This window comes from Bacillus sp. FSL R5-0397 (assembly GCF_038593395.1).
Taxonomy (GTDB): domain Bacteria; phylum Bacillota; class Bacilli; order Bacillales; family Bacillaceae; genus Bacillus; species Bacillus altitudinis.
The window spans coordinates 3224626-3251052 of the sequence record NZ_CP151992.1 but is presented as its reverse complement, the minus strand read 5'-3'; the positions used below and the strand labels follow the sequence as shown (position 1 = coordinate 3251052).

The 26427-nt window shown below is 42.5% G+C and carries 24 protein-coding genes; 8 read left to right on the top strand and 16 right to left on the bottom strand.

All coding sequences use genetic code 11. The features are described from left to right. Positions 1-28: 28 nt before the first annotated feature. The 3 genes from NSQ70_RS16660 to NSQ70_RS16650 all read left to right on the top strand — a co-directional run bounded on the left by NSQ70_RS16660 (position 29) and on the right by NSQ70_RS16650 (position 2579). On the top strand, positions 29-385 hold the full coding sequence (locus NSQ70_RS16660) for a hypothetical protein (protein ID WP_008343305.1): 357 nt from the start codon (positions 29-31) through the stop codon (positions 383-385). A gap of 391 nt (positions 386-776) precedes the next feature. Then, positions 777-1637 (top strand): Cof-type HAD-IIB family hydrolase, encoded by an 861-nt coding sequence (locus NSQ70_RS16655; protein WP_208970838.1) that lies wholly within the window; start codon positions 777-779, stop codon positions 1635-1637. Positions 1638-1790: 153 nt separating this feature from the next. Next, positions 1791-2579, top strand: coding sequence for an STAS domain-containing protein (locus NSQ70_RS16650; RefSeq protein ID WP_017360015.1), 789 nt, complete (start codon positions 1791-1793; stop codon positions 2577-2579). Between the two features lie 72 nt (positions 2580-2651). On the opposite strand, the gene NSQ70_RS16645 is transcribed toward NSQ70_RS16650, so the two are convergent. After that, the gene (locus NSQ70_RS16645) at positions 2652-5429 is read right to left on the bottom strand and encodes a DEAD/DEAH box helicase (RefSeq protein WP_342502285.1); all 2778 of its coding nucleotides are present in this window, start codon (positions 5427-5429) and stop codon (positions 2652-2654) included. After that, entirely contained in the window at positions 5416-7023 is a 1608-nt protein-coding gene (locus tag NSQ70_RS16640) for an SWIM zinc finger family protein (protein WP_281201190.1), read from the bottom strand. The genes NSQ70_RS16645 and NSQ70_RS16640 overlap by 14 nt, the downstream gene beginning before the upstream one ends. A 186-nt stretch (positions 7024-7209) precedes the next feature. Here NSQ70_RS16640 and NSQ70_RS16635 point away from each other — a divergent pair, with 186 nt between their 5' ends. Together NSQ70_RS16635 and NSQ70_RS16630 are read left to right on the top strand one after the other, a co-directional pair. Continuing rightward, entirely contained in the window at positions 7210-7353 is a 144-nt protein-coding gene (locus NSQ70_RS16635) for a hypothetical protein (protein WP_003214884.1), read from the top strand. Positions 7354-7467: 114 nt separating this feature from the next. Continuing rightward, on the top strand, positions 7468-8787 hold the full coding sequence (locus NSQ70_RS16630; RefSeq protein WP_024718724.1) for a UDP-glucose/GDP-mannose dehydrogenase family protein: 1320 nt from the start codon (positions 7468-7470) through the stop codon (positions 8785-8787). A gap of 40 nt (positions 8788-8827) precedes the next feature. Here NSQ70_RS16630 and NSQ70_RS16625 read toward each other — a convergent pair whose 3' ends face one another. From NSQ70_RS16625 to alsS, 5 genes are all read right to left on the bottom strand, one after another. Continuing rightward, positions 8828-9361, bottom strand: a complete 534-nt coding sequence (locus tag NSQ70_RS16625) for a chromate transporter (RefSeq protein WP_342502284.1) — start codon at positions 9359-9361, stop codon at positions 8828-8830. Beyond that, positions 9361-9921, bottom strand: coding sequence for a chromate transporter (locus tag NSQ70_RS16620; RefSeq protein WP_034647433.1), 561 nt, complete (start codon positions 9919-9921; stop codon positions 9361-9363). Before NSQ70_RS16620 ends, NSQ70_RS16625 begins: the two co-directional genes overlap by 1 nt. 37 nt (positions 9922-9958) lie before the next feature. Next, a complete protein-coding gene (locus tag NSQ70_RS16615) occupies positions 9959-10435 on the bottom strand; it encodes an Lrp/AsnC family transcriptional regulator (protein ID WP_017360010.1) in 477 nt (158 codons plus the stop codon). Between the two features lie 153 nt (positions 10436-10588). After that, complete coding sequence (budA, locus tag NSQ70_RS16610) at positions 10589-11341, bottom strand: acetolactate decarboxylase (protein WP_024718720.1); 753 nt, start codon at positions 11339-11341, stop codon at positions 10589-10591. A gap of 53 nt (positions 11342-11394) precedes the next feature. Continuing rightward, on the bottom strand, positions 11395-13095 hold the full coding sequence (alsS, locus tag NSQ70_RS16605) for an acetolactate synthase AlsS (protein WP_061420426.1): 1701 nt from the start codon (positions 13093-13095) through the stop codon (positions 11395-11397). Between the two features lie 150 nt (positions 13096-13245). Here alsS and alsR point away from each other — a divergent pair, with 150 nt between their 5' ends. Together alsR and NSQ70_RS16595 are read left to right on the top strand one after the other, a co-directional pair. Further along, positions 13246-14133: an acetoin biosynthesis transcriptional regulator AlsR gene (gene alsR, locus NSQ70_RS16600; RefSeq protein WP_061420422.1), complete on the top strand. Its 888-nt coding sequence runs from the start codon at positions 13246-13248 to the stop codon at positions 14131-14133. A gap of 59 nt (positions 14134-14192) precedes the next feature. Then, positions 14193-14810, top strand: coding sequence for a flavin reductase family protein (locus NSQ70_RS16595; protein WP_196760518.1), 618 nt, complete (start codon positions 14193-14195; stop codon positions 14808-14810). 233 nt (positions 14811-15043) lie between these two features. Here NSQ70_RS16595 and rbsB read toward each other — a convergent pair whose 3' ends face one another. The 9 genes from rbsB to NSQ70_RS16550 all read right to left on the bottom strand — a co-directional run bounded on the left by rbsB (position 15044) and on the right by NSQ70_RS16550 (position 24495). Continuing rightward, positions 15044-15961, bottom strand: coding sequence for a ribose ABC transporter substrate-binding protein RbsB (rbsB, locus tag NSQ70_RS16590; RefSeq protein WP_017368181.1), 918 nt, complete (start codon positions 15959-15961; stop codon positions 15044-15046). Positions 15962-15974: 13 nt separating this feature from the next. Continuing rightward, positions 15975-16928, bottom strand: coding sequence for a ribose ABC transporter permease RbsC (gene rbsC, locus NSQ70_RS16585; RefSeq protein WP_007497532.1), 954 nt, complete (start codon positions 16926-16928; stop codon positions 15975-15977). A gap of 1 nt (position 16929) precedes the next feature. Next, positions 16930-18411: a sugar ABC transporter ATP-binding protein gene (locus tag NSQ70_RS16580; RefSeq protein ID WP_079920193.1), complete on the bottom strand. Its 1482-nt coding sequence runs from the start codon at positions 18409-18411 to the stop codon at positions 16930-16932. A 15-nt stretch (positions 18412-18426) separates the two neighbouring features. Next, on the bottom strand, positions 18427-18819 hold the full coding sequence (rbsD, locus tag NSQ70_RS16575; protein WP_017360008.1) for a D-ribose pyranase: 393 nt from the start codon (positions 18817-18819) through the stop codon (positions 18427-18429). Further along, the gene (gene rbsK, locus NSQ70_RS16570; protein WP_268372873.1) at positions 18816-19694 is read right to left on the bottom strand and encodes a ribokinase; all 879 of its coding nucleotides are present in this window, start codon (positions 19692-19694) and stop codon (positions 18816-18818) included. The genes rbsD and rbsK overlap by 4 nt, the downstream gene beginning before the upstream one ends. Further along, a complete protein-coding gene (locus tag NSQ70_RS16565) occupies positions 19691-20677 on the bottom strand; it encodes a LacI family DNA-binding transcriptional regulator (protein WP_268372874.1) in 987 nt (328 codons plus the stop codon). The genes rbsK and NSQ70_RS16565 overlap by 4 nt, the downstream gene beginning before the upstream one ends. Positions 20678-20794: 117 nt before the next feature. Then, complete coding sequence (locus tag NSQ70_RS16560) at positions 20795-21937, bottom strand: Ger(x)C family spore germination protein (protein WP_268372875.1); 1143 nt, start codon at positions 21935-21937, stop codon at positions 20795-20797. Then, positions 21927-23024 (bottom strand): GerAB/ArcD/ProY family transporter, encoded by a 1098-nt coding sequence (locus NSQ70_RS16555; RefSeq protein WP_041091439.1) that lies wholly within the window; start codon positions 23022-23024, stop codon positions 21927-21929. Before NSQ70_RS16555 ends, NSQ70_RS16560 begins: the two co-directional genes overlap by 11 nt. After that, on the bottom strand, positions 23014-24495 hold the full coding sequence (locus NSQ70_RS16550) for a spore germination protein (protein WP_138279083.1): 1482 nt from the start codon (positions 24493-24495) through the stop codon (positions 23014-23016). Before NSQ70_RS16550 ends, NSQ70_RS16555 begins: the two co-directional genes overlap by 11 nt. A 747-nt stretch (positions 24496-25242) precedes the next feature. On the opposite strand from NSQ70_RS16550, the gene pgsB reads away from it, so the two are divergent. Next, positions 25243-26424 (top strand): poly-gamma-glutamate synthase PgsB, encoded by a 1182-nt coding sequence (gene pgsB, locus NSQ70_RS16545; RefSeq protein WP_007497522.1) that lies wholly within the window; start codon positions 25243-25245, stop codon positions 26422-26424. Positions 26425-26427 lie beyond the last annotated feature (3 nt).

The following is a 26427-nucleotide window of genomic DNA, read 5'->3' as shown; positions in this document are numbered from 1 at the left end:
GCTGCATATAAGTGAAAGGAGATGTTTTATGGAGTCCTATCAACTTCGAAACATACATATTGGTGAGGAAAAGGAAAGCAATGTGAGGGTCTATACATGGGGAGACATTCTCTCATTTTGTGACGTGTATATGGAAGAAGGGGAGTCCCTCACTTTTCAATATGTGACAGACGATCAAATGGACTGTTTCGAATTTCAATTGTCAATTCATGATGGAAGGCTTTGTTTTTATTGGTTTGCGTGGGACGGGTCTGACTATATTCACATGCCTTCTAGTAATTGGATTCATTCAGATGTTTTTTATCAATTTATGAAAAATAAGTATTTCGTCAAACAAAATAAGATGATGTTTTATACGCAAGCGGTAAAAAGTAAAAATGATTGAGGAAATAAAGAATTTGAAGAACGATTTTGTCATTTTCGTTTTTTGTCTCTTGTGCTATTCCTCAGTAGACTAGGGTTAGCTAAAAGGAAAGGAGGCAAAAGGCAAAGGTCTAGCATCTCGTGGCCCCCCTCTAGCTATAGCTGATAGACTTTGTCTTGTACACATATTCACTGCGTAATAGTAGAACCAAGGTTTCTTTGTATCAGTCATGTGTCCCCTGTGAATCCCCTTATGCGTATCCGGTCATGTAGCGTGACCGGGTACTCTTATATTCATTGATAAGCCGATCATCCCTTGCAAATAGTGGATACTCATTTCATAATGATGATGGATTTGATAAACGGAAGGTCAACTGAAAATGAAGGCAAAAAAGGAGAGACCGATGACAAACATTCAATTAATCGCAACGGATTTAGACGGAACTTTATTGAACAGTGAGCACAAAGTGAGTCAGGAAAACGAGCAGGCGTTAAAGGAAGCAGCAGCGAGCGGGATTGAGGTTGTCGTTTCAACAGGAAGAGCGTATTTTGATGTGAAATCTATTTTTGATCAGCTTGGGATGAATACGTGGGTCATCAGTGCAAATGGAGCTGTGATTCATGATCCAGAAGGTCAGGTATATCATTCGGCTGTTCTAGAAGAAGAAAAAGCAAAACACATCTTATCATGGCTAGAGGAGCGTGATTATTATTATGAAGTGTTTACGAATGAAGCCATTTACACACCAAACCGCGGCAGAGAGCTTCTGGCGATAGAAATGGACCGCTTAAAGAGTGCAAATCCAGAAACGGATCAGCGTGTTCTTGAGCAAGCGGCTGAAGTTCAATACAGCCAGTCAGGTTTTGCTTATATTGATACATATCAAGAATTGTTTCGTGAGGATCAGAAGCTTTCATTTTATAACATCTTAGGTTTCTCATTTTTTCAAGACAGATTGAAAGCCGGATGGGATGCGTTTGGACATGATTCTGAATTAACATTGGTTAGTTCGGCTGATCATAACTTTGAAATTGGTGCAAAGGAAGCGTCGAAAGGGCAGGCGTTAACCAGGCTGGCAGAAAAGCTCGGTATTCCATTAAGCCAAACAGCGGCTGTAGGAGACAGTTTAAATGATGAATCGATGATTCGGGCAGCTGGGGTTGGAATTGCAATGGGGAATGCGAGAAAGGATATAAAAGAATTAGCTGATCACGTCACGTTAACAAATGATGAACATGGTGTGGCACATATGATTCAACATCTTTTGAAATAATTGAATCGTATGTATTTGTATAAATGACATAGGATGAAGCGCATTCTACAAAAGAGGAATTCAGAACTACTTCTATTTACACCTGCTATGGAACATCATATAATTTAATTATGAATATAACCCGCTTGTAAGGAAGTTAAGGAGAGTAAACGAATGGCGCTGGAATCTTATAAGTCCGACAATCTGCATTTAATCAAGGAAGCCTTAGACTATACTCAGGTTGGCCTGACGGTGACGGACCCGTCTTTACCTGATAATCCTTTAATATATGTGAACAAGGGCTTTTTAGATATGACAGGCTATCAAGAAACCGAAGTATTAGGAAAGAACTGTCGTTTCCTTCAAGGAGATGAAACTGAACAGATTGCTCTCAAACAAATTAGGGCAGCCATTGAAAACAAAGAGGCTGTCACTGTACAGTTGAAAAACTATAAAAAATCCGGACAAATGTTTTGGAACGAATTAAGTGTGGCGCCTCTATGGATTGATGAAAATGAAGGGAAACGCCTTTATTTCGTTGGTCTGCAAAAAGATGTTACGAAAGAGAAGGAACAGCAAGAGCTTCTTGAGCAATCCATTGATGAAGTATTGAATATTTCTGTCCCGATTGTTCCGGTGAAGGATGGTATTTCTGTACTGCCGATCATTGGTACGTTAACAGCGCCAAGATTTGATAAAATCATCTCAACGGTCTCCACTTATATCTCTCAATCCAAAGACGATTACTTCATTGTGGATCTGTCTGGTTTATTAGAGGTGGATTCATTTGTGGCGGATGCGATCTTTAAGCTGAACGATTTGATTTTAATGACTGGCACAGAACTGATCGTGACAGGTATTAAACCAAATCTTGCGATGAAAATGGGAGAAATGAGAGAGGACTTCCGTGAGTTGAATACGTATATGAATGTGAAATCTGCATTGAAAAAGCTGCAAATTTAAGCATTCCTTTATATGAGATTAAAAAAAGAGGACTTTTCATCAAGTTTGAGAAAAGTCCTCTTTTTGCTGTCATTACGATGATTGAGCGGCTGCACTTAACGTGAATAAATCTTCTAGTTCATTCGTTGACAGCTCTGTAATCCAGCTTTCACTTTGGATAATTTGATCATTTAACGTTTGTTTTGTTTCGAGCATTTGATCAATTTTTTCCTCTATCGTGCCGGTTGTGATCATCTTATGGACGTGAACAAACCGCTTTTGCCCGATGCGGTAAGCACGGTCTGTTGCTTGGTTTTCTACAGCAGGATTCCACCATCTATCGTAGTGAATGACATGATTGGCGGCGGTTAAGTTTAGTCCGGTTCCTCCTGCTTTTAAAGAAAGAATTAAGATGTTGAACTCTTTTTTCTGGAAACGTTCCACCATTTTGTCCCGATCATGTTTTGATAAGCTCCCATTTAAAAATTGAACTGGTTCTCCAAACATCTTTTCGGCGAGCTGTTTGATCATGTTGCCCATTTCAATATACTGCGTAAAAATGAGACAGCTTTCTCCTTGTTCGTGTATGGCTTTTAACAGCTCTGCTAATTTATCCATTTTTAATGAACGCTTCAACAATTTCACATCTGTTCCGCTCTCTTTTAAATAAAGAGCAGGGTGATCGCAAATTTGTTTGAGTCTGCCAAGCATACTTAAAATGATGGCTTTCCGCTGCATCCCTGTTAATGAGGCCATATGTTCAAATGTATCTTTGACCAGCTGTTCATATAAAGATGCCTGCTCTGCAGATAGCGGGATGAATTCTTTTTCTTCTAGTTTCTCTGGCAGATTGAGTGCGACTTCTTCATCTTGTTTTGTTCGTCTTAATAAGAATGGCTTGATCAGCTGCTGCAGCTGTTGGATTCTTTTTTCTTCACGGTCTTTTTCAATCGGAAGGACGAACTTTTTATGAAAACTGGTCAGGCTGCCGAGATATCCTTTGTTCACGAAGTCGAAAATAGACCAAAGCTCTGTCAAGCGGTTCTCCATCGGTGTCCCGCTGAGGGCAATGTGATGTTGTCCTTTTAATTGCCTAATGGCTCTCGATTGTTTCGTATGGGCATTTTTAATGTTCTGGGCTTCGTCTAAGCAAATGGTATTCCATTTGGCTGCTGTTAATTCATCACGGTCAGAATGTGAGAGACCATACGAAGTGAGGACGATATCTGTTGATTCGTACGCTTTTGTAAAGTTCTCACCTTGTGGACGTGACGGTCCATAATGCAGAGCGACATTCAAATGTGGTGCGAATGTTTCAAGCTCTCTTTGCCAGTTCCCTAATACGGAAGTCGGTGCAATGATGAGAGATGGAGCGGCGTCTTGTTGATGCTCCTTCAAATAGGTGAAATAAGCGATCATTTGAATCGTTTTTCCAAGCCCCATATCATCTGCTAAACAAGCCCCGAATCCATGAGACCTTAAGAACAGAAGCCAGTTGACACCGTGCTGCTGATACGGGCGCAGTGTGCCCTTAAAGGACTCACTCATCTCATAGGATGGCAGCTCTTGTGTATCATTTAACTGATGAACAAGTCCTCGTAGTTGAGACGAAAGTTCAAATTGAATATGGGCAAAGGCCGAACTGTCTAGCAGCTCAGGAATCGACTCAGAGGAGGCCTCTTGGTCTGCGAGTTCACGTGATAAAATATCCGACATATGAAGTCCTTCGTTCTCAGCGCGCTCCATCCATTTCTTCATTTGCTGGATAAAGGTCGGGTCGATTTTAATCCATTGTCCACGAATGTTGACAAGACGACGTTTACTTTGAACAAGCTCGTTGAACTCATCTTCTGTCAGCTCAATACCGTTTGTGGCAAAGCGCCAATTAAAGTCCATAAGGGCATCCATTCCAACGTGCGATTCGCCTCGTGGTGTGGAGGAAATCCGTGCTTTTAGCATCATGGTGCTTTCTTTGACGATCTGCCACCATGATGGGAGCAGGATCTCAATCCCCATGTTCACAAGTGTTTCACTCGCTTCAGATAGGAAGAGCCACGCTTCTTCTTCTGACATGAGGGTGGTACCAGATGTAAATAAGAGCCAAGGGACAATCTGACCGAACCGCTCCAGCTCTCTGGTGATTTTTTCTTGAAACGGACGCCATGATTTTTTTAAAGAACGGATGCCTTCAAAGAAATGCAGATCACTGTTTTTCTTATCACGCAAAAACAATTCAATTTTCCAATCATCCCCGTCGAAATCAGGCTCATTTAAACGCAAGCCGACAGTGAAAGGCGTCTCATCATCGATCCAGCCGATCGTTTCCAAGAAATCCTGTTCATCTAAAAAATGTCCCTGGAAGGAGGAAAGAGCAGGCGATTGAGCAGTCATTCGGTTCCATTTGTGCTGCAAGGCATCATCATATTGAATGTAATCCTGTACGGCAAAGGAGAACCAATCAGCTGTGTAGCCATCTAACAGGCCTTCTTTGTCTTTAAAGCGAAGCATGCCTTTTGTCCATGCCTCGAAATCTGGGACAAAATCTTCATCCTCGATGAATTCGTAAATGGTTGAGGCTGTTTTCATAAGCGGCTCTGTTTCATCCGTTAACGTCACATGGCTGAAAGTATTGAATGAATTTTTCCCTAGCAATTCAACGGTCATCCAAGGACTTAACAGGAAGGCAGGTGTGCCAATAAAGCTCACATCTTCTAAGAATGTTCCGTAAAAAGATGATTCGTGCCATTGGAAAAGCTGCCTCTTCATTTCATTTAGCGGTACAGGCTGTCCGTCCTCTGCTTGCGCTGAAATGGTGAAAGAGAAATCTTCGGTTTGTTCTGCATGAATGACAATTTGTTTATGGCGTGTCATCAATTAATTTTCCTTTCTTCATTTCCTCTTGGAACGCACGCAGCCGTTTTGTTGAATCTTGCAGCTGCTGTACATATCTTTCCCACACCGCGTTTTTTTTCGTTTTATGATAAAGCGTACGCAGTTTTTTGAGCATTTTCACAGATTCCCGGTAAGCACTTCGATTCTTTTGATCGAGAAGCAGTGAGATTTCCCGGTGGTATGATGGAATGAGTGCTTCAGGCTCTTCCTTTGCAATCTGTTTGATCAGTTCTTTCTCCAATTCACTGATGGAGAAACCAACGAGGCTGTGTATTTCAATCCATTCTGCATAGCGTTCTTGTGCATATAAGAGCTGACTATATTCAGTAAATGCATAAGGCATACAGATTTGGAGATAGCGTTCATACAAGAAATGATCTTTCGTCTGTTTAAAGTACGCGTCTAAATAAAAGAAGAAATCGCTGACGGCTCCACGCAGTTCTCTATAAGATAGGTCAAGCTGGCAATATTCTTCTAATACATATGTGATCTCTTGATACCAAAGTTTGAGACGCTTCCAGTCCTTGCGATTTGTGAGATCCTTTAGCCAATTGAGCACGTTCGGCAGCATATTTGCATTGAGCAATTTTAATTGCTGGAAGAGTCTTTCGTCTTCTTTTAGCAAATAATCCATATGCATCAGCCCAATGGTGCGCTCAACCGTTTGCTCCTGCTGTTGGGCGCTCTTGAGTAATTCTGTTTCTTTTTTGACCCATTTCCCTCTATTTAATATAGTTCCCCACATTTCCATAAAGACCGCAACTCGTTCATGTTGGAAAGGTCCGCTGATTTGAAGAAGTGTCCGAACGGCAGTTGGTGTGTTTTCAAGAAACGGATCGAGGGAAAAGGAAAGGGCGTATGTCCTCAAATGATCCACTGAATCAAAAATGGTGTTCATGAGCTGTTCTACATATGGATTCATCGAATAAAAGTCTTTTTCGGCATCAAGACGGCCGAGATCGATTAGCTCATGGAGCCTTAACCACACATCGATGGACGTATGAATCGCATACAAACTCTTGAATTCAGGTGAAGTGGGCGCGTGTTTTTTTAGGATCGATAAATAGCCGTAATACAAATGCTGTGGCGTTTGCTGGTGCTTCGGTGTCCGTTTCAGCCAGAGGTGAAATTCCTCCTGGAAAAAATTCAGCCAGCTCTGAAGTGATTGTTCATCTGGGCGCTTCACTTGGAAGTGCTGACGAATGAGTTCTTTGCTGCGCTGTAATTCATCCTTCTCTGACCAATTTTCTGTAAAGCCGGTCACACTCTCTACTTGAGCGTATAGCGAAAAGAAGACAGCGAGGATGTGTTTACATAGTCCATCAGCTGGACATGAGCAGCTGCTTCTCACTGGAAACAGCACATGAAGGTGGACTCTTGCTGCCACGACATCATGTACATAAGCTGACCATTCGGTATCAGACTCTTGCTTGAGCCGATATACGCTGTCCTGTCTATAAGTAATCAATGCTTTTTTGATGAGTTGCTTGTTTTCATCTGTTGCAGGAAGAAGTTCTTTGATCTGTTCGGCTGTTTGTTTGATTTCTTCTTCGTTGATGTTGTGCTGAAGCATTTGATCCGCTCCTAACCAAGTAAAAGATTCCAATTCTTTTATTATAGCTCAATGGTGATTTATAAAAAAGTTTTTCATGAAAATGGTCATAAATTTCAAAAGCTGTCGAATGATGTAATAGAGTATTGCATAAACCAACCATACAGCATATAATAATGAAATTAGTGGAATCGAAAGGATACAGACATGGATAATAAGGGTTTAAATCAAGAAGAGTTTTTAAAGATTTTGATGTACGCTCATGATATTGGTGAAAATTCCAATGATGTCACAACAAAAGAAATGCTTGAAAATCTGATTGCTCATATTCGAAATGGCCTTGTTTCATAAAAGTAGCCCCCTGCTCTCTCAGCAGGGGGTTTTTGTATGCTTTTATGAATGGAACGAAAATTCCCGGCATACGATGACATTACAAGCATAAGGAGTATGGGGAGCTGATGTGTCATGAAGATTGCGATTGCAGGCTGTGGGTATGTAGGGCTTGTCACAGGGGTGTGTTTAGCAGAAGCGGGACATGATGTGACATGTATGGATATTGACCGGCGGAAGGTCATGCAGCTGAAGCAAGGGAATCCTCCGATGTACGAGCCGGGATTAAAAGAACTGCTCAAACGGAATATGGAGCAAGGACGCATTCGTTTTCATATTAATGGAGCGTCAGCCTATTCGCAGGCTGACGTGTTAATGATTGCTGTCGGTACCCCGCAGCAGGCAGACGGTCAAGCTGATTTGCAGTATGTCTTTCAAGCGGCAAAGGAGATGGGCTTACAAGCAAAGCCAGGCGCAGTGCTTGTCGTGAAAAGTACAGTGCCTGTCGGAACGGGCGATCAAATTGATCATTTGATTCATCACGTGTTAGGTCGTAAGGAGCCATTATCTATCGCATCGAATCCAGAATTTTTACGAGAAGGGTCTGCCATCTCAGATACGCTGCGGGCGGATCGGCTGGTGATTGGAGCCGAAACAAAGAACGGATTAGATCAGCTAGAGTCTATGTATGCGGATTTCCACATTCCATTCGTGAGAACAGATCGGAAAAGCGCAGAGATGATCAAATACGCATCAAATGCATTTCTTGCCACAAAAATCAGCTTCATGAATGAAATTGCTTCGATTTGTGGAAAAACGGGAGCTGATGTTGAGAGAGTTGCAGAGGGGATGGGACTCGATCAGCGGATTGGTGCTTCGTTTCTTAGGGCAGGCATTGGTTACGGAGGTTCCTGTTTTCCGAAGGATACAAATGCCCTTGTCCAAATTGCAGGGCATGTGTCCCATGATTTTGAGCTATTGAAGGCTGTCATCAAAGTCAACAATGAGCAGCGAGCAAGTTTTATTCGAAGTGTGAAGGAACGGATGGGAGAAAACTTGGAAGGGAAGAGAATGGCTCTTCTTGGCCTTTCCTTTAAGCCGAATACAGATGATATGAGAGAGGCGCCGTCAATCCCGATCGCTCATCAGCTCCATCAATTAGGAGCGGAGATTGTAGCCTATGATCCTGCTGCCGCTCGCAATGCAGCTCAAGAACTGCCTGATCAAGTCCTTTTTGCTCAAACGATTGAAGAGGCGATCAAGGATGCTGATGCGGTCTGTATATTAACTGAGTGGGCGGATATTCAGTCCTTTCCACTTTCAGCTTATAAAGATTTCATGAGGCAGCCGATCATCTTTGATGGCCGGAATTGTCATACGCTTGAAGCGGCAGAAGTAGCTGGTGTCGAGTATCATTCTATTGGGCGCAGGCCTGTCTCTCCTATTTATATGTAATGAGAAAAACCGATAACTTCATGTGTTATCGGTTTTTGCGTTAATGCGGAAGAATGAATCCGCCATATAAAAATGCAGCCACAATCAGAAAGGCAGGGTGCAATTTGAATTTGGTCATAAAGAAAAATGAAATGGCGGCAATGGCAAGTGATTGTGTCCAGCCAATGGCTTTCGCGGCATCTCCGCCAATTTCCCATGTTAATAAAAGCATCATCATCGCAATGACAGGCTGCACAGATAGGGTCATGCCTTTGACGACAGAAGATTGGCGAAAACGGTCAATGAGTTTTAGCAGTAAGATCAATCCGATCGCAGACGGCAGGACCGTCGCAAGCAGTGCAATGATAAAGCCTGGCCATCCCATGACATCATAGCCTACATAAGCCGCAATTTTCGTAGCGATTGGGCCTGGAAGTGCGTTGGCTAATGCGAGCATATTGGAGAACCCTTCGTTCGTCATCCAATGAAAATGATTGACGATTTCTTCATAATTGAGCGGAATGGAGGCAGGTCCTCCGCCATACCCTAACAGATTGGATAAGAAGAATGCCCAGAATAAAAAGAGAATCAGCATCACGAAGACACTCCTTTCTCTTTATTTGTTCGAGTCCAGCGATCTTTCAGTTTGAAATGAAAGGCACCATAACATAAAAAGATGATGACAATGATTCCTGGATGAATCGAGAGTACTTGAAGACCGACAAATGCCAAAAGGAATAGGACGATTCCGAAGATCATGCCGAAGCCCTTCAACGCTTTTTGTCCAAATTCATATGCCATCATTCCTAACAGAACGGCAATTACTGGTGTCACAGCACCGATCATATTTTGAATGATGACTGAAGAGCTTAAGACGCTGACAAGTGTAACAAGTGCCACCATAGCGAGACATGTCGGTAAAATATGTGCAGCTGTTGCAACAATGGCGCCAGATACACCTTTTAATCGATAGCCGAGGTATGCCGACATTTTCGTAGCAATCGGTCCTGGCAATGCGTTGGCGATGGCGAGTGTTTCTCCAAATTCGTCATCATTGATCCATTTGTATTTGACGACCGCTTCATGGCGAATGAGCGGGATCACAGAAGGTCCTCCGCCAAATCCCAGAATACCGGTTCGCACCATGGCGATCATGAGTTCAAGATATGATTGCAAGTGGTTCAACTCCTATCTACAATTTCATGCCCATTCGGCTTTTGTATCGTTTAATGAGCATTTGACAGTCAACACTGACGACGCCTTCAAGCGGGTACAGCTTCTTTGTCAGGAACGTCTCCATTTCCTGTTCATTTTGAAAAATGCCATGCATATGCAGCTTGCTTGGTCCTGTCATATGATAAAGGCTTGTGACGGCTGTTTCCTGCTCAAGCTGAAGGGCGACTGTTTCTAAACATTTCGGCTCAACCTCTACGTTAAAAAAGACAGAGACATGAATGCCGATCTTTGCTGGATTAATGACAGCGGTGAATCGTTCAATGACACCTGCTTCAATGAGCTGTTGAATACGGGCTTGTACAGCAACACGGGAAAGGCCGACTTGTTTCCCTAAATCTGTATAGGACATACGCCCGTCCTCGTGTAATAAGGAAAGAATTTGTTTATCTCTTTCATCTAATGTTAAGTTTGGAATGCGATATTCATGTGCCATCGTATAACCACCTTTCTTCTGTTGATATTCTATCATATTTTATTACGAATAGAATGTTTGATTTTTAATTGAGTAACGAAATGAAATAATAAAAGAAAATAACATATCTTTTTGCATAAAAAAACACCCCGACATCACCGGGGTGTTTTCATTTTATTTTTCTGGGCTGCTTTCCGCACTAGCAATTTGCTGTGCAAGGTCAGCACGATCAATGTCTGCTTGGAAGAACTCCTGCGTATTTGGAAGGTGTAAATTCATGTGACGTTTTTGGGAAATTCGGATGGTCACTTGATCCACAGTGTAATCAAATACATGCCCGCCTACGCTTCGATCATCATCAATAAAGTGGAGATGATATCCACTTACCGCAATGCCATGTGCGTACTGTGGTGTACGGAAGCCTGCAATCGTTCCGCGAATATTTTCAAAATCGAAAATAGGCTGTGACTTGACTGCTTCCACCATCGGAACGTAAGGTTTTTCCTGTTTTTCAACCGTACGGGTTTGAACCTTTTTGAATGACCCATCGATGCGGATCGCATAAAAGACATTCTTGCTCGGTAAGATTCGGTCGATTTCTTCCTCTAGCTCTTTGGACGTCATCGGTGCATCAATTCGATGAACGATGTCCGTTTCAAAAAATGCTAGAGAGCAGAATGGTGAATAATCTTGATCGGTTACTGGTGTGGCTGTTCCATCAGAGCGCAGTCGATAAAAAGCGCCATCAAAGCCGATTAGTTCCCCATCTAATTGATTGAATGTGCCAATGCCAAAATCACCATGCTCGGGAATATGTGATAGGGAGAAATCTCCATCGTATACGGCTTCCAGCAAGGAGGTCATGGTTGATACTTGATAGACCTCTTGCTTTTTGTCCTGCGGTATTGTGTTATTTTGTTGATTCATTGGGTGCATCATACCCATATCCGCTCACTCCTTTAACGTAATGTATCGAAGTCTTATCTGACGTTCGTTGTGTGTTTTTCACGAAAGACTTCTGGCCATTTTTGACTGGCGAGGTCTGGGTTGTCTTGATAGTCTATCGGAATATCAATAATAACGGGTCCTTCTATGTTTATACCCTTTTGAAGGACAGTTGAAAGCTCTTCAGGTGAGTTGACACGTAATCCAGTTGCTCCAAAGCTTTCTGCATATTTCACTAAGTCGATCTGACCGAACTCAACACAAGACGTACGGTCATACTTCATTTCCTGCTGGAATGCCACCATATCGTATGTGCTGTCGTTCCAAACGAGATGAACGAGATTTGTTTTCATACGCACGGCTGTTTCTAATTCCATGGCGGAGAAGAGAAAACCACCATCACCTGAGACTGAAATGATCTTTTCATCTGGATTCAATATGGAGGCTGCAATCGCCCATGGTAATGCCACACCAAGTGTTTGCATTCCGTTACTCACTAGGAACGTGTTCGGTTCATAAACACGGAAGTGGCGAGACATCCAAATGGCGTGCGATCCGATATCACATGTCACTTTCATGTCATCTGGGATGATACGTCTCAACGTATGAATGACATCCAGCGGGTGTGATAAATGACTTTCTCTTTCTGGTGTTTTTTCGATATCACTTAACAGCTCTTGTAATTCTGTGACGAGATCTACGTTCTTTTTGCATAATGAAAGTGGAACGCTGTCGTGGGCTAGATGTTGCACCGTTTCAGATATATTGCCCACAAGCTCAAGCGTCGGTTCATAGAAATGGTCAATATCTGCCTGCATGTCATCCACATGGATGATTTGACGCTGCTGCGGTTTCAAATTCCAATGCTTCGGATCGTATTCGATTGGATCAAAGCCAATAGTTAAAATCACATCCGCTTTCTCAATGAGAAGGTCGCCTGGCTGATTACGGAATAAACCGATTCTGCCCACATATTGAGGCTCAAGCTCTCTTGAGAGAACACCTGCTCCTTGGTACGTTTCGACAAATGGGATACCAAGTGTTTTTAATAATGTTCTTGTCGCATTTGCCGCAGCTGGACGGCTAGCTTTCATTCCCACAATTGCAACAGGTAAGTGCGCATTTTGAATTTTGGCGATGGCCGAACTGATGAGAGCATCCGGTGCAGGACCTAGTTCTGGAGAAGGGTGAGCAGACACTGGTGTTTGTGTGGTGTGTTCGGTCACGACATCTTGTGGAAAGCTGATAAATGCTGCCCCAGCTTGACCTCTTTGTGCCGCGCGAAAAGCATTTGTTAATGCTTCTGGTATATTGTTTACGTCTTGTACTTCAACGCTATATTTTGTCACTGGTTTGAATAATGCCGCATTGTCGAGTGATTGATGTGTTCGTTTGAGCCGATCCGCACGGATGACGTTTCCAGCGATTGCAACAACAGGGTCACCTTCTGTATTGGCTGTTAATAGACCTGTCGCTAAATTGGATGCGCCAGGACCTGATGTAACGAGACAAACGCCTGGTTTGCCAGTTAAACGACCGACAGCTGCTGCCATGAATGCCGCATTTTGTTCGTGTCTGCATAGCACAAGCTCTGGACCTCTGTCTTTTAATACATCAAATACTGCATCAATTTTTGCACCTGGAATCGCAAAAACATGGGTCACACCTTGGGCAATGAGCGTATCGACAATCAACTCTGCTCCTCGTTTTGTTAGGGGTTGTGTTTGAGAATTCATTTACCCCGCACTCCTTTCGGCAAGTAAAATTTTTTATGAAAATATATTTTCATGATATGATTTACTATACATTTCACAAAATAAATTTTCCAATATATGTTTAACGTAGTTTTAATATGTTTCACGAATAAGTGTTTGAGGAGTGAAAGGATGGAACTGAGACATTTGCAGTATTTTGTCACAGTCGCGGAGGAGCTGCATTTCGGCAGAGCGGCCGCACGATTGAACATGACACAGCCTCCACTTAGTCAGCAAATTAAGCAGTTTGAGGAAGAATTGGGATTTCCTTTGTTTCACCGGTCTAAACGGGTGGTGGAGTTAACAGCTGCTGGAAAGGTTTTTTTACATGAGGTCCGGGGGGTGCTGCATCAGCTTGATAAAGCCGTTGATCATGCTCGGCATACGGCAAGAGGGGAGCTTGGGAAGATTATCATCGGTTTCGTTGGTACAGCGACATATGATATTCTGCCGCCAGTTGTCCGTGAATTCAGAGAGCGGTACCCTTCTGTCAGTATTGAGCTGCAACAGCTCTCTGTCCCGCAGCAGCTTGAGGCGCTTTTGAATGGTGAGATTGATATTGGTTTTTTGCATCCTACATCACCGCAAGAAGAATTGGTCAGTCGTTTAATGAAGCAAAGTGAATGTATTTTTGCGATTCCGAAAAACCATCCGCTGGCGGAAAAAGAAGCGGTCACGATTGAAGATATTCGTGATGAGCCGATTATTTCTTTATCAAAGGAATCATGGCCGTCCCTTTATCAGCATTTTGTCCTACTTTGTGAAAAGTACGGATTTTCACCCAATATCGTGCAGGAAGCAGCAGAATATCAAATGGTCATTGGGCTTGTCACAGCGGGAATCGGAATTGCTATCATTCCAACATCGGCCCGGCGTTTATTTAATTTAGATGTGGTGTATCGGTCAATTGAAGGTGAGCAGCTACTCGCGGAATGGACCATTTCTTATAGACGAGAAAATCATAATCCGGCATTGTTTCATCTTGTCCATCATATTCTCCATCGCACTGAGCCGGAATAAGGGAAGAGAGAACGGGGTATGGTATGATGTCGTTACATACAAGAGGAGGCATGTCTGAAGTGATTACATTACAAATGGATCAGTTGTCACGAAAAGAAGCATATAAAGTATTATCTGGTTCCGTCGTTCCAAGACCCATTGCATTTATTACAAGCCTTTCTAAAGAAGATGTCGTCAATGCTGCACCATTTAGTTTCTTTAATGTCATCAGCGGCCATCCTCCGCTGATCGCTGTTTCTATTGGACGTCGTCAAGGAGAGATGAAAGATACAGCAAAACATATCATCGACAGGGAAGAATTTGTTGTCCATGTGAGTGATGAAGCGATGATTGAAGATATTAATGAAACAGCTGCTACTTTGCCAGAGGAAGAGAGTGAGCTGACTCGTACCGGTCTTCATCAAGTGAAGAGCAGCGTGGTGTCAGTGCCAGGAATCAAGGAAGCACGCATTCGCTTTGAATGTCAGCTGGAAAAACATCTGACCTTTCAAAATGATGAAGGGGAGATCACAGTCGATCATATCATTGGCCGGGTGGTGTGTGCGCATTTAGATGAATCCGTCTATGATGCGGAAAAAGGATATATTTTTACGAATGAATTAAAGCCAGTTGCACGTTTAGCGGGGAATGATTATGCCCATTTAGGCACGCCATTTGTACTGAAGAGGCCGGAATAACATCTAAAACCCCCGAGGCTATCGGTGGTCCAGCGTGTAGACAAACCCTCGCATTCTTTGTCAGTCCTGCGCTTCGGTGCTCACGAATATCAATTCGCTCTGCTCCGGTGCTCGTCCTTCCTAGACTGCAAAGGTTTTCTATCACGCTGAAAAGAAGACAAAGGGCTAAAATAAAGTTCATTTCAGCCTTTGTCTACAATCTAAAACCCCCGAGGCTATCGGGGGTTTAGTGTTTATTTCTTTTGTTCTAGTTTCAATGGAGCGGCGATATTTTTCTCTACCTTTTTCCCTTTTAATACATCGTCAGCAGCGCCGACTGCCAGTTGACCGATCAGCTCTGGCTGCTGCGCGACTGTTGCAGATAGTTTTCCTGCTTTGATCGAGTTGAGTGCATCTTCATTACCGTCGAAACCGACGACAAGAATGTCTTTTCCAGAGCTTTGGATGGCCTCTAGTGCGCCAAGCGCCATTTCATCATTGTGGGCAAAAACGGCTTTGATGTCTGGGTTTCCTTGAAGAAGGTTTTCCATCACGTTGAGCCCTTTTGTCCGGTCGAAGTCAGCGGCTTGTTTTGCTGTGACATCTAACTTTTTGTCTGCGATTTGATGGAAACCTTTTCCTCGTTCACGTGTCGCAGAAGCACCTGGTACACCTTCCAGTTCAGCCACTTTTGCTCCTTTACCGACTTTGTCGATAATAAAGTTAGCTGCCATTTCGCCGCCTTTGATGTTATCAGAAGCAACAAGCGCTTCAACCTTTCCGCTTTCTGCCGAGCGGTCTAATGTGATGACCGGTATGTCTGAAGCATTTGCAGATTCGACAGCCGTTGATATAGCTGAGGAATCGGCTGGGTTAATGAGTAATGCATCGACCCCTTGTTGAATTAAATCTTCTACATCACTCGTTTGTTTGGCTGAATCATTTTGTGCATCGGCAATGACAACTTCAATGCCAAGCTTTTTCGCTTCTTTTGTCACGCCGTTTTTAAGAGAAACGAAGAATGGGTTATTTAAAGTCGAGATCGACAGTCCGATTTTTATGTCTTTTTTCTTGCCATCCTTTGTTGATTTGGCCCACTCTGGCGGTTCAAGCGAGCAGGCAGAAAGCATGAATAATGAGAGAGTCACGATCAGGATTACATATTTTTTCATAGCAGCTGCCTCCTTAAGCAGATTTCTTTCTGTCGAGTAGGACTGCAATTAAGATGACAATCCCTTTCACAACAGACTGATAGAATGATGAAACACCAAGTAAGTTCATACCATTGTTCAAGACCCCGATAATGAGTACCCCGATGAGTGTGCCGACAATTCGCCCTCTTCCGCCGGATAGGCTTGTCCCGCCAAGTACAACGGCAGCAATTGCATCAAGTTCATACGACGTACCAGCTGTTGGCTGGGCTGAGTTGAGACGAGATGTTAAGATCGCACCTGCTAAAGCAGACATAAAGCCGGCTAATGAGTAAATCATGATTTTGACGCGTGGTACTTTAATACCTGAGATGAGGGCTGCTTTTTCATTTCCGCCAATGGCATACGTTCTTCTGCCAAAAGGTGTTTTATGAAGCAAGACCCAAAGAACGATAAAGGTGAGAAGCATGGTGATCGCTGGAACAGGAATGCCTAAGAAATATCCACGGCCAAATAGCTGAAATGCATAGTTAGAGCCAAGCCCTGTAATTGGGTTTCCGTCTGTATAAACAAGCGTCAATCCTCTGAAAATCGTCATCGTCGCAAGTGTTGCGATAAAAGGAGCCATTTTTCCTTTTGTGATTAAAAGACCGTTGATCATTCCAAGGATGGCACCGATGATACATCCAACAATGATGGCAAGAATCGGGTCCAAACCAGATACAATAAAGCCGGCAGTCAGAGCACTAGACAGCGCTAGAATGGCACCGACAGACAAATCAATTCCTCCGGTTAAAATAACAAACGTCATGCCAAAGGCAATGAGGGCGTTAATGGAGATTTGTCTGAGTAAGTTTAAAATGTTTAATGGTTCTAAAAAGGCCGGATTTAAAATAGAAACAATGGCAACAAGGATGATGAGTCCTAAGAATGGCCCAAGCTTTTGCATGATGTTGTCAAATCGTCCATTTGAAGTAAGTGGTTTCATGTTACTTCCCTCCTGTAGCTAGTGTCATAATTCGTTCTTGTGTAGCTTCTGTTTTACTTAATTCGCCGCTGATGGTTCCTTCATGGATGACAAGCACTCGATCGCTCATCCCAAGAACTTCTGGGAGCTCAGAGGAGACCATCAAAATCGCAACGCCTCGATCCGTCAGCTCGTTCATGAGCTGATAAATTTCTCGTTTCGCCCCGACGTCGACACCTCTTGTCGGTTCATCTAAAATCAGCACCTTCGGCTGAATGCCGATCCATTTGGCGATGACGACCTTTTGCTGATTTCCACCGGACAGGCTGCGTGCAGAAATTTCAGATGAAGCGGTTTTGATCGTGAGTCGTTTGATAAGCAGGTCAACAAAGTCCTGCTCGTTTTTCTTATCGATCAGCCCCTTTGGAGAGAAGCTGTCTAAGTTAGGCAAGCCGATGTTTTCCCGGATGGATGCATCAAGCATCAGTCCTTCATCTTTACGATCCTCCGTGATAAAACCGATGCCAAGTTTGACTGCATCACTTGGTTTTTTAATGACAGCTTTTTTCCCATGAACCCAAATTTCCCCTTGATCCAGGGGATCGAGTCCAAAGAGCGACCGCATCATTTCCGTCCGGCCAGCACCCATTAAGCCTGCAACACCGACAATTTCTCCAGCTTTGACGGAAAAACTGACATCTTGAAAGCGGCCTTTCCTCGTTGCTTGCTTCACTTCTAGGACGATATCACCAGTAGAAGGTGTGCGTTCAGGGTAACGATCGGTTAATTCGCGGCCGACCATTTTTTTGACGACTTCATGGAAATTCGTGTCCGGTATCGCTTTCGTATCGACCGTTTTTCCGTCACGCATGATCGTAATCCGGTCACAAATGGCGAAGATTTCTTCCATACGGTGAGAAATGTAAACGATGGAAACGCCTTCTTTTTTGAGTGATTCAATGACCTGAAATAGCTTTTCAATCTCACGATCTGTGAGAGCAGCTGTTGGTTCATCCATAATGATGACCTTTGCATCGGTCATTAACGCTTTCGCAATCTCAATCATCTGCTTTTGTCCGACAGAACAGCTTCCTGCCTCTTGATCGAGCGATAGGTTGACAGACAATCGGTCGAGCTGCGCTTGGGCGAGGGTTTTCATTTTCTTGGTGTCTAGGAGACCAAGTGTTGTATAGATTTCTTTCCCGATAAATAAATTCTCGAGTACCGTCATATCAGGCCATATATTCAGCTCCTGATGAATGAAGGCAATCCCGTTCTGCTCGGCTTCTTTCGGATTTTTGAAAGCGGTTTCTTTTCCGTCGATTTGAATCGTTCCTTGATCCAGGGAATAGAGTCCAGTCAGCAGATTCATTAACGTTGATTTTCCTGCCCCGTTTTCACCCATTAGTGCATGGACTTCACCTGTGACGAGGTCAAAGGAGACCCCGGCGAGAACGGTGTTTTTTCCAAAGGCCTTATGGATGTTATGCATTTCAATGTTCATAAGTGGCTCCTCCTTTTAAAAGATGACACCGGCATGAAGAATGCAGTTTGCGTATGGGGTGGCTTCACCCGTTCGAATCACTGCTTTTGCCTGCTTGGTCATGTCTTTAAATGTCTCGTGATCGACTTCATCTAACGGATGTGAGAACGCTTTCTTTAGAAATAAATGATCTCTCTCATTGGCTTCTTTGATTTCACTGGCGATCGTGATGTGTTCAACGGCCATTTCCTCAAGAAGAAGGGAAGTAACCTCCTGAAAGGATGGTGTGCCGATGGATAATGCAAGGTCGATTTTGACCGGGCCTTCTGGAATGGGCAGGCCGCAGTCTGCAATGACAATCGTATCTGTATGACCAAGGTCAGCAAGCACCTTGGCGATATGACTATTTAAAATACCATTTTTCTTCATTTCTTATTCTCCAATTCTTCTCTTGCTGGCATGCCGCCTTGGGCACCAAATTTTGTGACTGAGATAGATGCGGCTAAGTTGGCAAAGGCAAGTGCGTCGTATAGGGACTTTCCTTCTGTTAGTGCTACAGCCAGAGCGCCGTTAAAGGTATCGCCAGCCCCTGTAGTGTCGACAGCTTTCACAGGATAGCCCGGTACCAACACTTCTTTTGATCCATCAAAGTAACGAACCCCATTTTTTCCTTCTGTAATGAGTAATTTGTTTGGATATTGGCGCAAAGCTTCTGCTATGGTGAGTCCATCAAACATAAGAGCTGCTTCGTGTTCGTTTGGCGTGATATAGGCAGCTTGATCTAATATTTGCTGAGAGACTTTGCGAGCTGGTGCGGGATTTAAGATGACTGGAATCCCTTTTTCGCTGCAAATGGCGCAGACGGCTTCGACTGTTTCTTCAGGAATTTCCTGCTGAATGAGGACGATTCCGATATTTTCAATAGAAGAAAGAGCACCTTTTACATAATGAGGTGTTACCTCATTGTTTGCTCCTTTGACGACAACAATGCTGTTATCCCCTTCAGCTAAAATGATATGAGCTGTTCCGCTTTCCATTTCGGTAACCGGTTTCATATAGGTGGTGCGAACACCTTGTGCTTGCAAATTGCTCATAATGTCCTGACCATACGCGTCATCACCAACTCGGCCGATCATATATACATCTGCACCGAGCCTTGCGCTTGCTACTGCTTGATTGGCTCCTTTTCCCCCAGGAACCGTTTTAAATGATTCGCCTAGGACGGTTTCTCCTGCATTGGGACGCTTATTCGATGTGACAACTAGATCCATGGAACAACTTCCTACGACAACTATTTGACTCATTGTGAATCCACCTTTCTTGTGGTCTCTCGTTCAATAAAAGAGACGGGCATTTGAATAACTGCTTGATCTATTGGCTGTTTTTGAATGGCTTTAATGATCAGCTTTGCGGCTTCTTTCCCCATATCATAGGCAGGCTGCCGGATCGTTGATAAAGAAGGGAAGAGCAGTTCGCTTTGCGGAATATCATCAAATCCAATGATTTGGACGTCTTCTGGAATGGCTTTTCCAATACGAAGCGCTTCGTGTACGACGGCTGCTGCGACGATGTCATTGCTGGCAATGATGCCATCTGTTTCAGGGTACAGCTTGAAAAGAGCCTTGGCGCTTTTTCGGGCTTCCTGAAAAGAAAAAGAAGCGTTAGACATCACATGAAAGTTAGCACCTTCTTCAGTCAGAACATCAAGTGCGCCTTTGAATCTTTGCCGCGCCGTTTGAAGATGAGCGGGCCCTTTTAGCAATGTGATCTGCTGACTGCCGCGTTTGATTAATTCCATTGCAGCCATTTTCCCACCTGCCGTAGCATCTGCAAACACAGAAGGTGCATTTGGAACGGTACGATCTAAGAAGACAACAGGCAGTTCATCATCATTGTACAAATCCGATTCAGGTTCGTTTGTGACAGCGATGACACCGACCACCTGGTTTTGCTTAAAGGTTTGTAAATAGGCCATTTCCTTCTCCCGATCTTCATCACTGTTTCCGAATAATAAGCGAAAACCGTGTGCATGAATCTCATCCTCAACGCCTCTAGCCAGCTGAGGGAAGAAGGGGTTTGTGATATCAGGTAAGATGAGACCAACTAATCTAGATTCTCTTTTAAAAAGGGATCGTGCCACTTCATTGGGGAAGTAGTTTAGCTCCTGCATCGCTTGTGTCACACGGGTTTTCGTATCAATATGGACGTATCCAGTATCATTGAGCACGCGTGAAACAGTTGCAACAGACACTTTAGCAGCTTTTGCAACATCTTTAATTGTAGCCAATGGAGTGCCTCCCTTCTTTGATATGTAACCGTTTACACAGATAGATTATCATGAAAGCATTGAAAAAACAATCTTAAAAAAATAAAAAAAGAAAAGAAAGAGGACGTCTTCCTTTTCTTAACTAATAATGCCCGTTTGGGTAATGTTCACTTTGATTTTTGGGATGATCTTCACTTTTGGATAATCGGTGACCCAATTCATTTTCATATACTCATCATAATGTCTGACTCTGTATTTTCTGCCGAGGCTTAGCACATCGGAATTCGCATCTTGCAGGGCAGCCACAACTTTTTCTGCTTCTTTTGTCAAGATGGTTGAAAGTCTTTTGTTAAGCATTTCAATTTTTTTGTCTGTATCTAGATTATCTTTTGGGTACTCAAGGACAGAGGTTGCGAATTCATATTTGAGTGAGTATGTTAAGTTTCGATGATCAGGATTTAGAATCTCGATGTCTCTCTTAACATCAGTGACTTGAATCGTAATGTAATTGTTTTCTTTTGACTTCATGTCGCTTCGCACTTTTTTTGTGAAGTTGGCATACTTGCCCATTTTTCCGTCCATGACGGTGAGTAAGATCGCATCTTGACCGTACAACTCGCCTTTCTTCTTCTCATTATCAAATAGAGCAACCCCTTTTACACTGATTAATTTCTTCGATTGATCAAAATGGATTAAGGGCAATGTGAAGTCCTCTCCAGTTTGGAGCATTTTAGATCGAATACTTTGAATGTTTTTAGGTGCTACTTGGGATGAGCGTGATGCGGTTGTGATCAAGTTATTTAAATAGTCACTCACAATGAGCTTTTCCTTCAGCAGCGAGTTAATCACTTCTTCACAGGTCCCTCCTTGAACAACGGCGAGATTTGCGAGGAGGGGGCTTTTCGGATCACGATAAAACATATCTAAGTAGGGCAGAAGACGATTTTGGGCAAATTCATCACCGATCAGCATCACCCGCATTTTCGACATGTCTATTTTTTGATCCACAATCCGGCTGAAGTTGGTTCTTGCTTTCCTTAAAGTAGGTGCTTCCGTTGTGAGAAGAGTGGTTAAAAAGCTGCCTGTATTTCCTTGCTCCATACTTTGAGACTGCTGCACCTTTCGATAAGTAATCGAGTACTTGGCATTGTCATCCTCTCCTTGATCAACAGCGGAGGTTAACACAAGAGAGATGTTCTTTAATAAATTTTGATCCCAGCAGCCAGGCATGAATATGAGAGAAACACACATGAGCAACGTCAGTATGTACTTATGACGCATGTGATTTCACCTTCCCTTTGCGATGTTTGATAAAGATGATAATGGCCATAAAGATAGGGAGTGTGTAAATAAATGAATATTGAGCGATGGTGGTAAAATCATTAAAACGCTGAATTCTAAAATTATCGGTTGCAAGGTAACAGCTAGCCGCATAAATCAAAATGGCAAAATAAAAGACGTATTTTTTGTGGTCTTTTTTCTTGAGAATACTTGCTACGCCATTTGCACAGAAGTAGAGATAGTTACTGAGTGTGGCTAAAATGACAAATACCCAGAAACTAAGAAAAATTAAATCTGTCCGCTCAATCACACCGAACGAAATGGTTTTTAACAGATAAAGAACAGGATTTGGAATGATATTGAGCTCAATCGGGCTGAAGAACATAAAACAAATCACTGTGATAAATAGGTAGTAAAGTGTCGTGCATATATTGGCAATGGTCATGACCTTGTATCGCGCTTTAATGGTGCCTTTCATCAGTGGAGAGATGATCAGAATCATCTCAAATCCATTCATAGATAGTACAACATCCTTCAATCCGAGTGAAACTTGAGAAATGTCCACTTGAAAAAAAGGCATGAGATAGTCGATATTGGTTCCTTTTAATGAATAGAGCATTAAGAGAGACAGCATAAGCAAAAAGGGCGTTAGAATGAAGTTAAACCTGACGATGGCTGTAATCTGCTCCTTTGCAATGTAAATGATGGAGATCATCAGTAATAGATTTATGACCCAATTTGGTGTGAGTGGGAGCACCCAAATGCCAAGAATTCTCGTGAAAATAGATAGAACGACAATACAGACTGAGGCGAAATAAACTGTATAAAGAGCTACTAAGATTCGCCCAAACCATTTTCCAAAAACCTGAATTAATGCTTCGAAAAATGATGTCTCAGGATATTTGTGAATGATATATATAAAAATGGTATTGATGATTTGGATAAAAAAACAGGCCAAAATGATAGCCATCCATCCATCATGCCCCATATCTTTCATAAGCAAATGAGGCAGAGCTAAAATACCGACACCAATTTGAGATTGAATGATAAAAAAGACAGCTTGAGATGGAGATATTTTATTTTTCATCTTGATTTTTCCATCCTCTCAAATTTTCAATTTGCTCTTTCTTTTTTGGATTTAAGTAAACAGGGCGCTTTTTATACATCCACATCGGTAACCGAATCACAGTGTCTTTTAAGTCCTGCCAGTTAAATGGAGCTACTGGAGATAAATACGGGACACCTAGTGATTCAAGGCGGCATAAATTCATCAGGGCGATCGACAGGCCGAATGAAATGCCAATAAACCCAAACATCGATGCCATGAACATGAGCGGAAAACGCAGCATCCTGATGGTAGACGTCATTTCAAACGAAGGAAGAACAAAGGAAGCAACAGCGGTCACGGCGACCACAACGATAAGAACATTGGAAATGAGCCCAGCTTTTACTACCGCATCTCCAATGACCAAACCGCCTACGATCCCAATGGTCTGTCCAATTGGTTTTGGCAGACGCACCCCAGCTTCGCGTATGAGCTCAATTGTAATCTCCATCAGCATAGCTTCTATTAAAGGCGGAAAAGGAATGCCGATAATGGAATTTTTCATCGTAATCGCTAATTCATCCGGGACTACCTCATAATGAAAGCCGATGACTGCAATATAAAAAGAAGGTAAAATCACAGCGATGATACAGGCAATATAACGAAGAATACGAATAAACGTAGCTGGAATCCAGCGACTATTGTAGTCATCTGGTGATTGAAAGAAGCTAAAGAATGTAATAGGCAGAATGATAGCCATTGGACTGCCATCCATCAGTACAACAATTCTCCCCTCAAGAATGGCGGATCTCACTTTGTCAGGTCGTTCTGTATCAATGAGCTGCGGGAAGATGGAATATGAATCATCCTCAATCGCCTCTACAATAGAACCGGGGCTAAGCAGCGTGTCTACTTTAATAGAAGAAATTCGTTTGTTAACCTCATCTATCTTTTCTTGATTGGCAATATCAGAAATATAAACCGTCGCAACCTTTGTTTCAGATTTTGTACCGACCTTATGATACTGGATTGCAAGTTTTCGATCATTTAAGTGTGAACGCAGCAAATATAAATTGGTATCTAAACTCTCAACAAACCCATCATGTGCGCCTGCAATAATACTTTCAGAAGAAGGTTCAGAAATGGAACGCAGCGGCGGCTGTCCAACGGCAAATATTTTGATCTGTGAGGATTTTTCATCAAGGAAAGCAATGCTTCCTGCAATAATGCTGTCGACAATCAGCGTCAAGTCTCCTGTTTCGAGTGTACTAAGTGATTTTGTATAATTCTGCTCTCCAGGAGGACCGAGCAAGTTGCCGATAATGAAGTCGTTTAATTTGCTTTCTTCAACTCTTGTTTTAATATAAAACAGCACTGATTTCGTTTCATTCACCATTAATTCCCGGTATTCAAAATCAGCGCTTTGCTGAAATGCTTTTTTCAGAATCCGAATCTTTTCCTCAAAACCGCCTGACAAAAAGTGTAAGCGTGTTTGCTCATTCGTGTTTGGCATCTTTAGCCTCCTCTCACAGATTTTTTAACCATAGTGTAAGCCGAGAAGATGATTTTATGCGTCATCTTTGGGGAAAGCATGACACGCACCGACAACTTTCAACTAAAATCACATTAAAAATGTTAAGAAATGATGAATCTTGATAAAAAGAAATGAATAATGTTTCATTGTTTAGGTCATAAGGAGTGAATATCGTAAAAAGAGGCTATAACAAAATGATTAATCTTTGACATCTTATCCCAATTTTTTGTGACCTGAAAATAAGCAGATGACTTGATTTTTTGAGAGGTGACCTTTGTCATAGGTCAACACATAGCGTTCTGACCAATGAGGATGACTTTCTAACCTGTTCATTTAAAAATATAAAATATTCTAAAACACGCACTATTCATTTAAAGCGCTGATATGACTGATTTCGTAGAGATGAGAGGGCTTTAAAACATTGATTCAAAATACATCTTAATAATTGTCGAAAAATTTAGGGAGAAAAGGACAAAAGATTTTTCACTGTTTGATGGTAACGCTTTCTCTTGTTTGAAGCAGAAATTCAGTCGTCATTTTGTCCGTCTTTTGGCCTTTTCATTTGAGCGTGAGATAGGCAAATACGCCTTCTGATTAGAGGAATTTGGCATACGAGGAAGTGAAAGATTATGTTACATAATACCGATTGTGATTTTATGCTGAACCTATATACTGTTGATTGAATTTACATATCACACTCATAAAAAAAGGAGATGTAGATAAGCGATGTGGTTAATCGTTATAGCCTGTGTCATCATGTTAGGGATTGGCTTTATTGAAAAGAAGCGTCATCAGAAAAATATCGATGCCCTGCCGGTACGCGTCAATATTAATGGTATACGCGGAAAGTCTACCGTTACAAGATTGACAACCGGTATCTTAATGGAGGCAGGTTATAAAACTGTCGGCAAAACAACAGGAACGGATGCAAGAATGATTTATTGGGATACGCCAGAAGAAAAACCGATTAAAAGGAAACCGCAAGGACCAAATATCGGAGAGCAGAAAGAAGTTATGAGAGAAACCGTTGAAAGAGGAGCAAATGCCATCGTCAGTGAATGTATGGCGGTGAATCCAGATTACCAAATTATCTTTCAGGAAGAGCTGCTTCAAGCGAATATTGGCGTGATCGTAAACGTTCTTGAAGATCATATGGATGTGATGGGGCCAACTCTTGATGAAATAGCTGAAGCCTTTACAGCGACAATTCCTTACAATGGGCACTTGGTTATTACGGATAGTGAATATACAGATTTCTTTAAAGAGATTGCGAAAAAACGCAATACTGAAGTGATTGTTGCAGATAATTCCAAGATTACCGATGAGTATTTACGGAAATTCGAGTACATGGTGTTCCCGGATAATGCTTCACTTGCACTTGGTGTCGCACAAGCATTGGGAATTGATGAAGATACGGCATTCAGAGGCATGTTAAATGCGCCGCCTGATCCAGGAGCGATGAGAATTCTTCCATTAATGGACGCAAAAACACCTGGACATTTTGTAAATGGATTTGCGGCTAATGACGCAGCATCTACATTGAACATTTGGAAGCGTGTGAAGGAAATTGGGTATCCAACAGATGAACCGATTATTATCATGAACTGTCGTGCGGATCGCGTAGATAGAACGATCCAGTTTGCGGAGGATGTACTTCCTTATATTGAAGCAAGTGATCTTGTCTTAATTGGTGAAACGACAGATCCAATTGTGAAGGCATTTGAGGATGGAAAAATTCCGGCTGACCACTTACACAACCTTGAATATCAATCTACAGAACAAATTATGAACATGCTTGAGAAAAAGCTTCATAATCGAGTGGTTTATGGAGTCGGCAATATTCACGGCGCCGCTGAACCTTTAATCGAAAAAATTCAAGAATACAAAATTAAGCAGCTTGTCAGCTAGGAG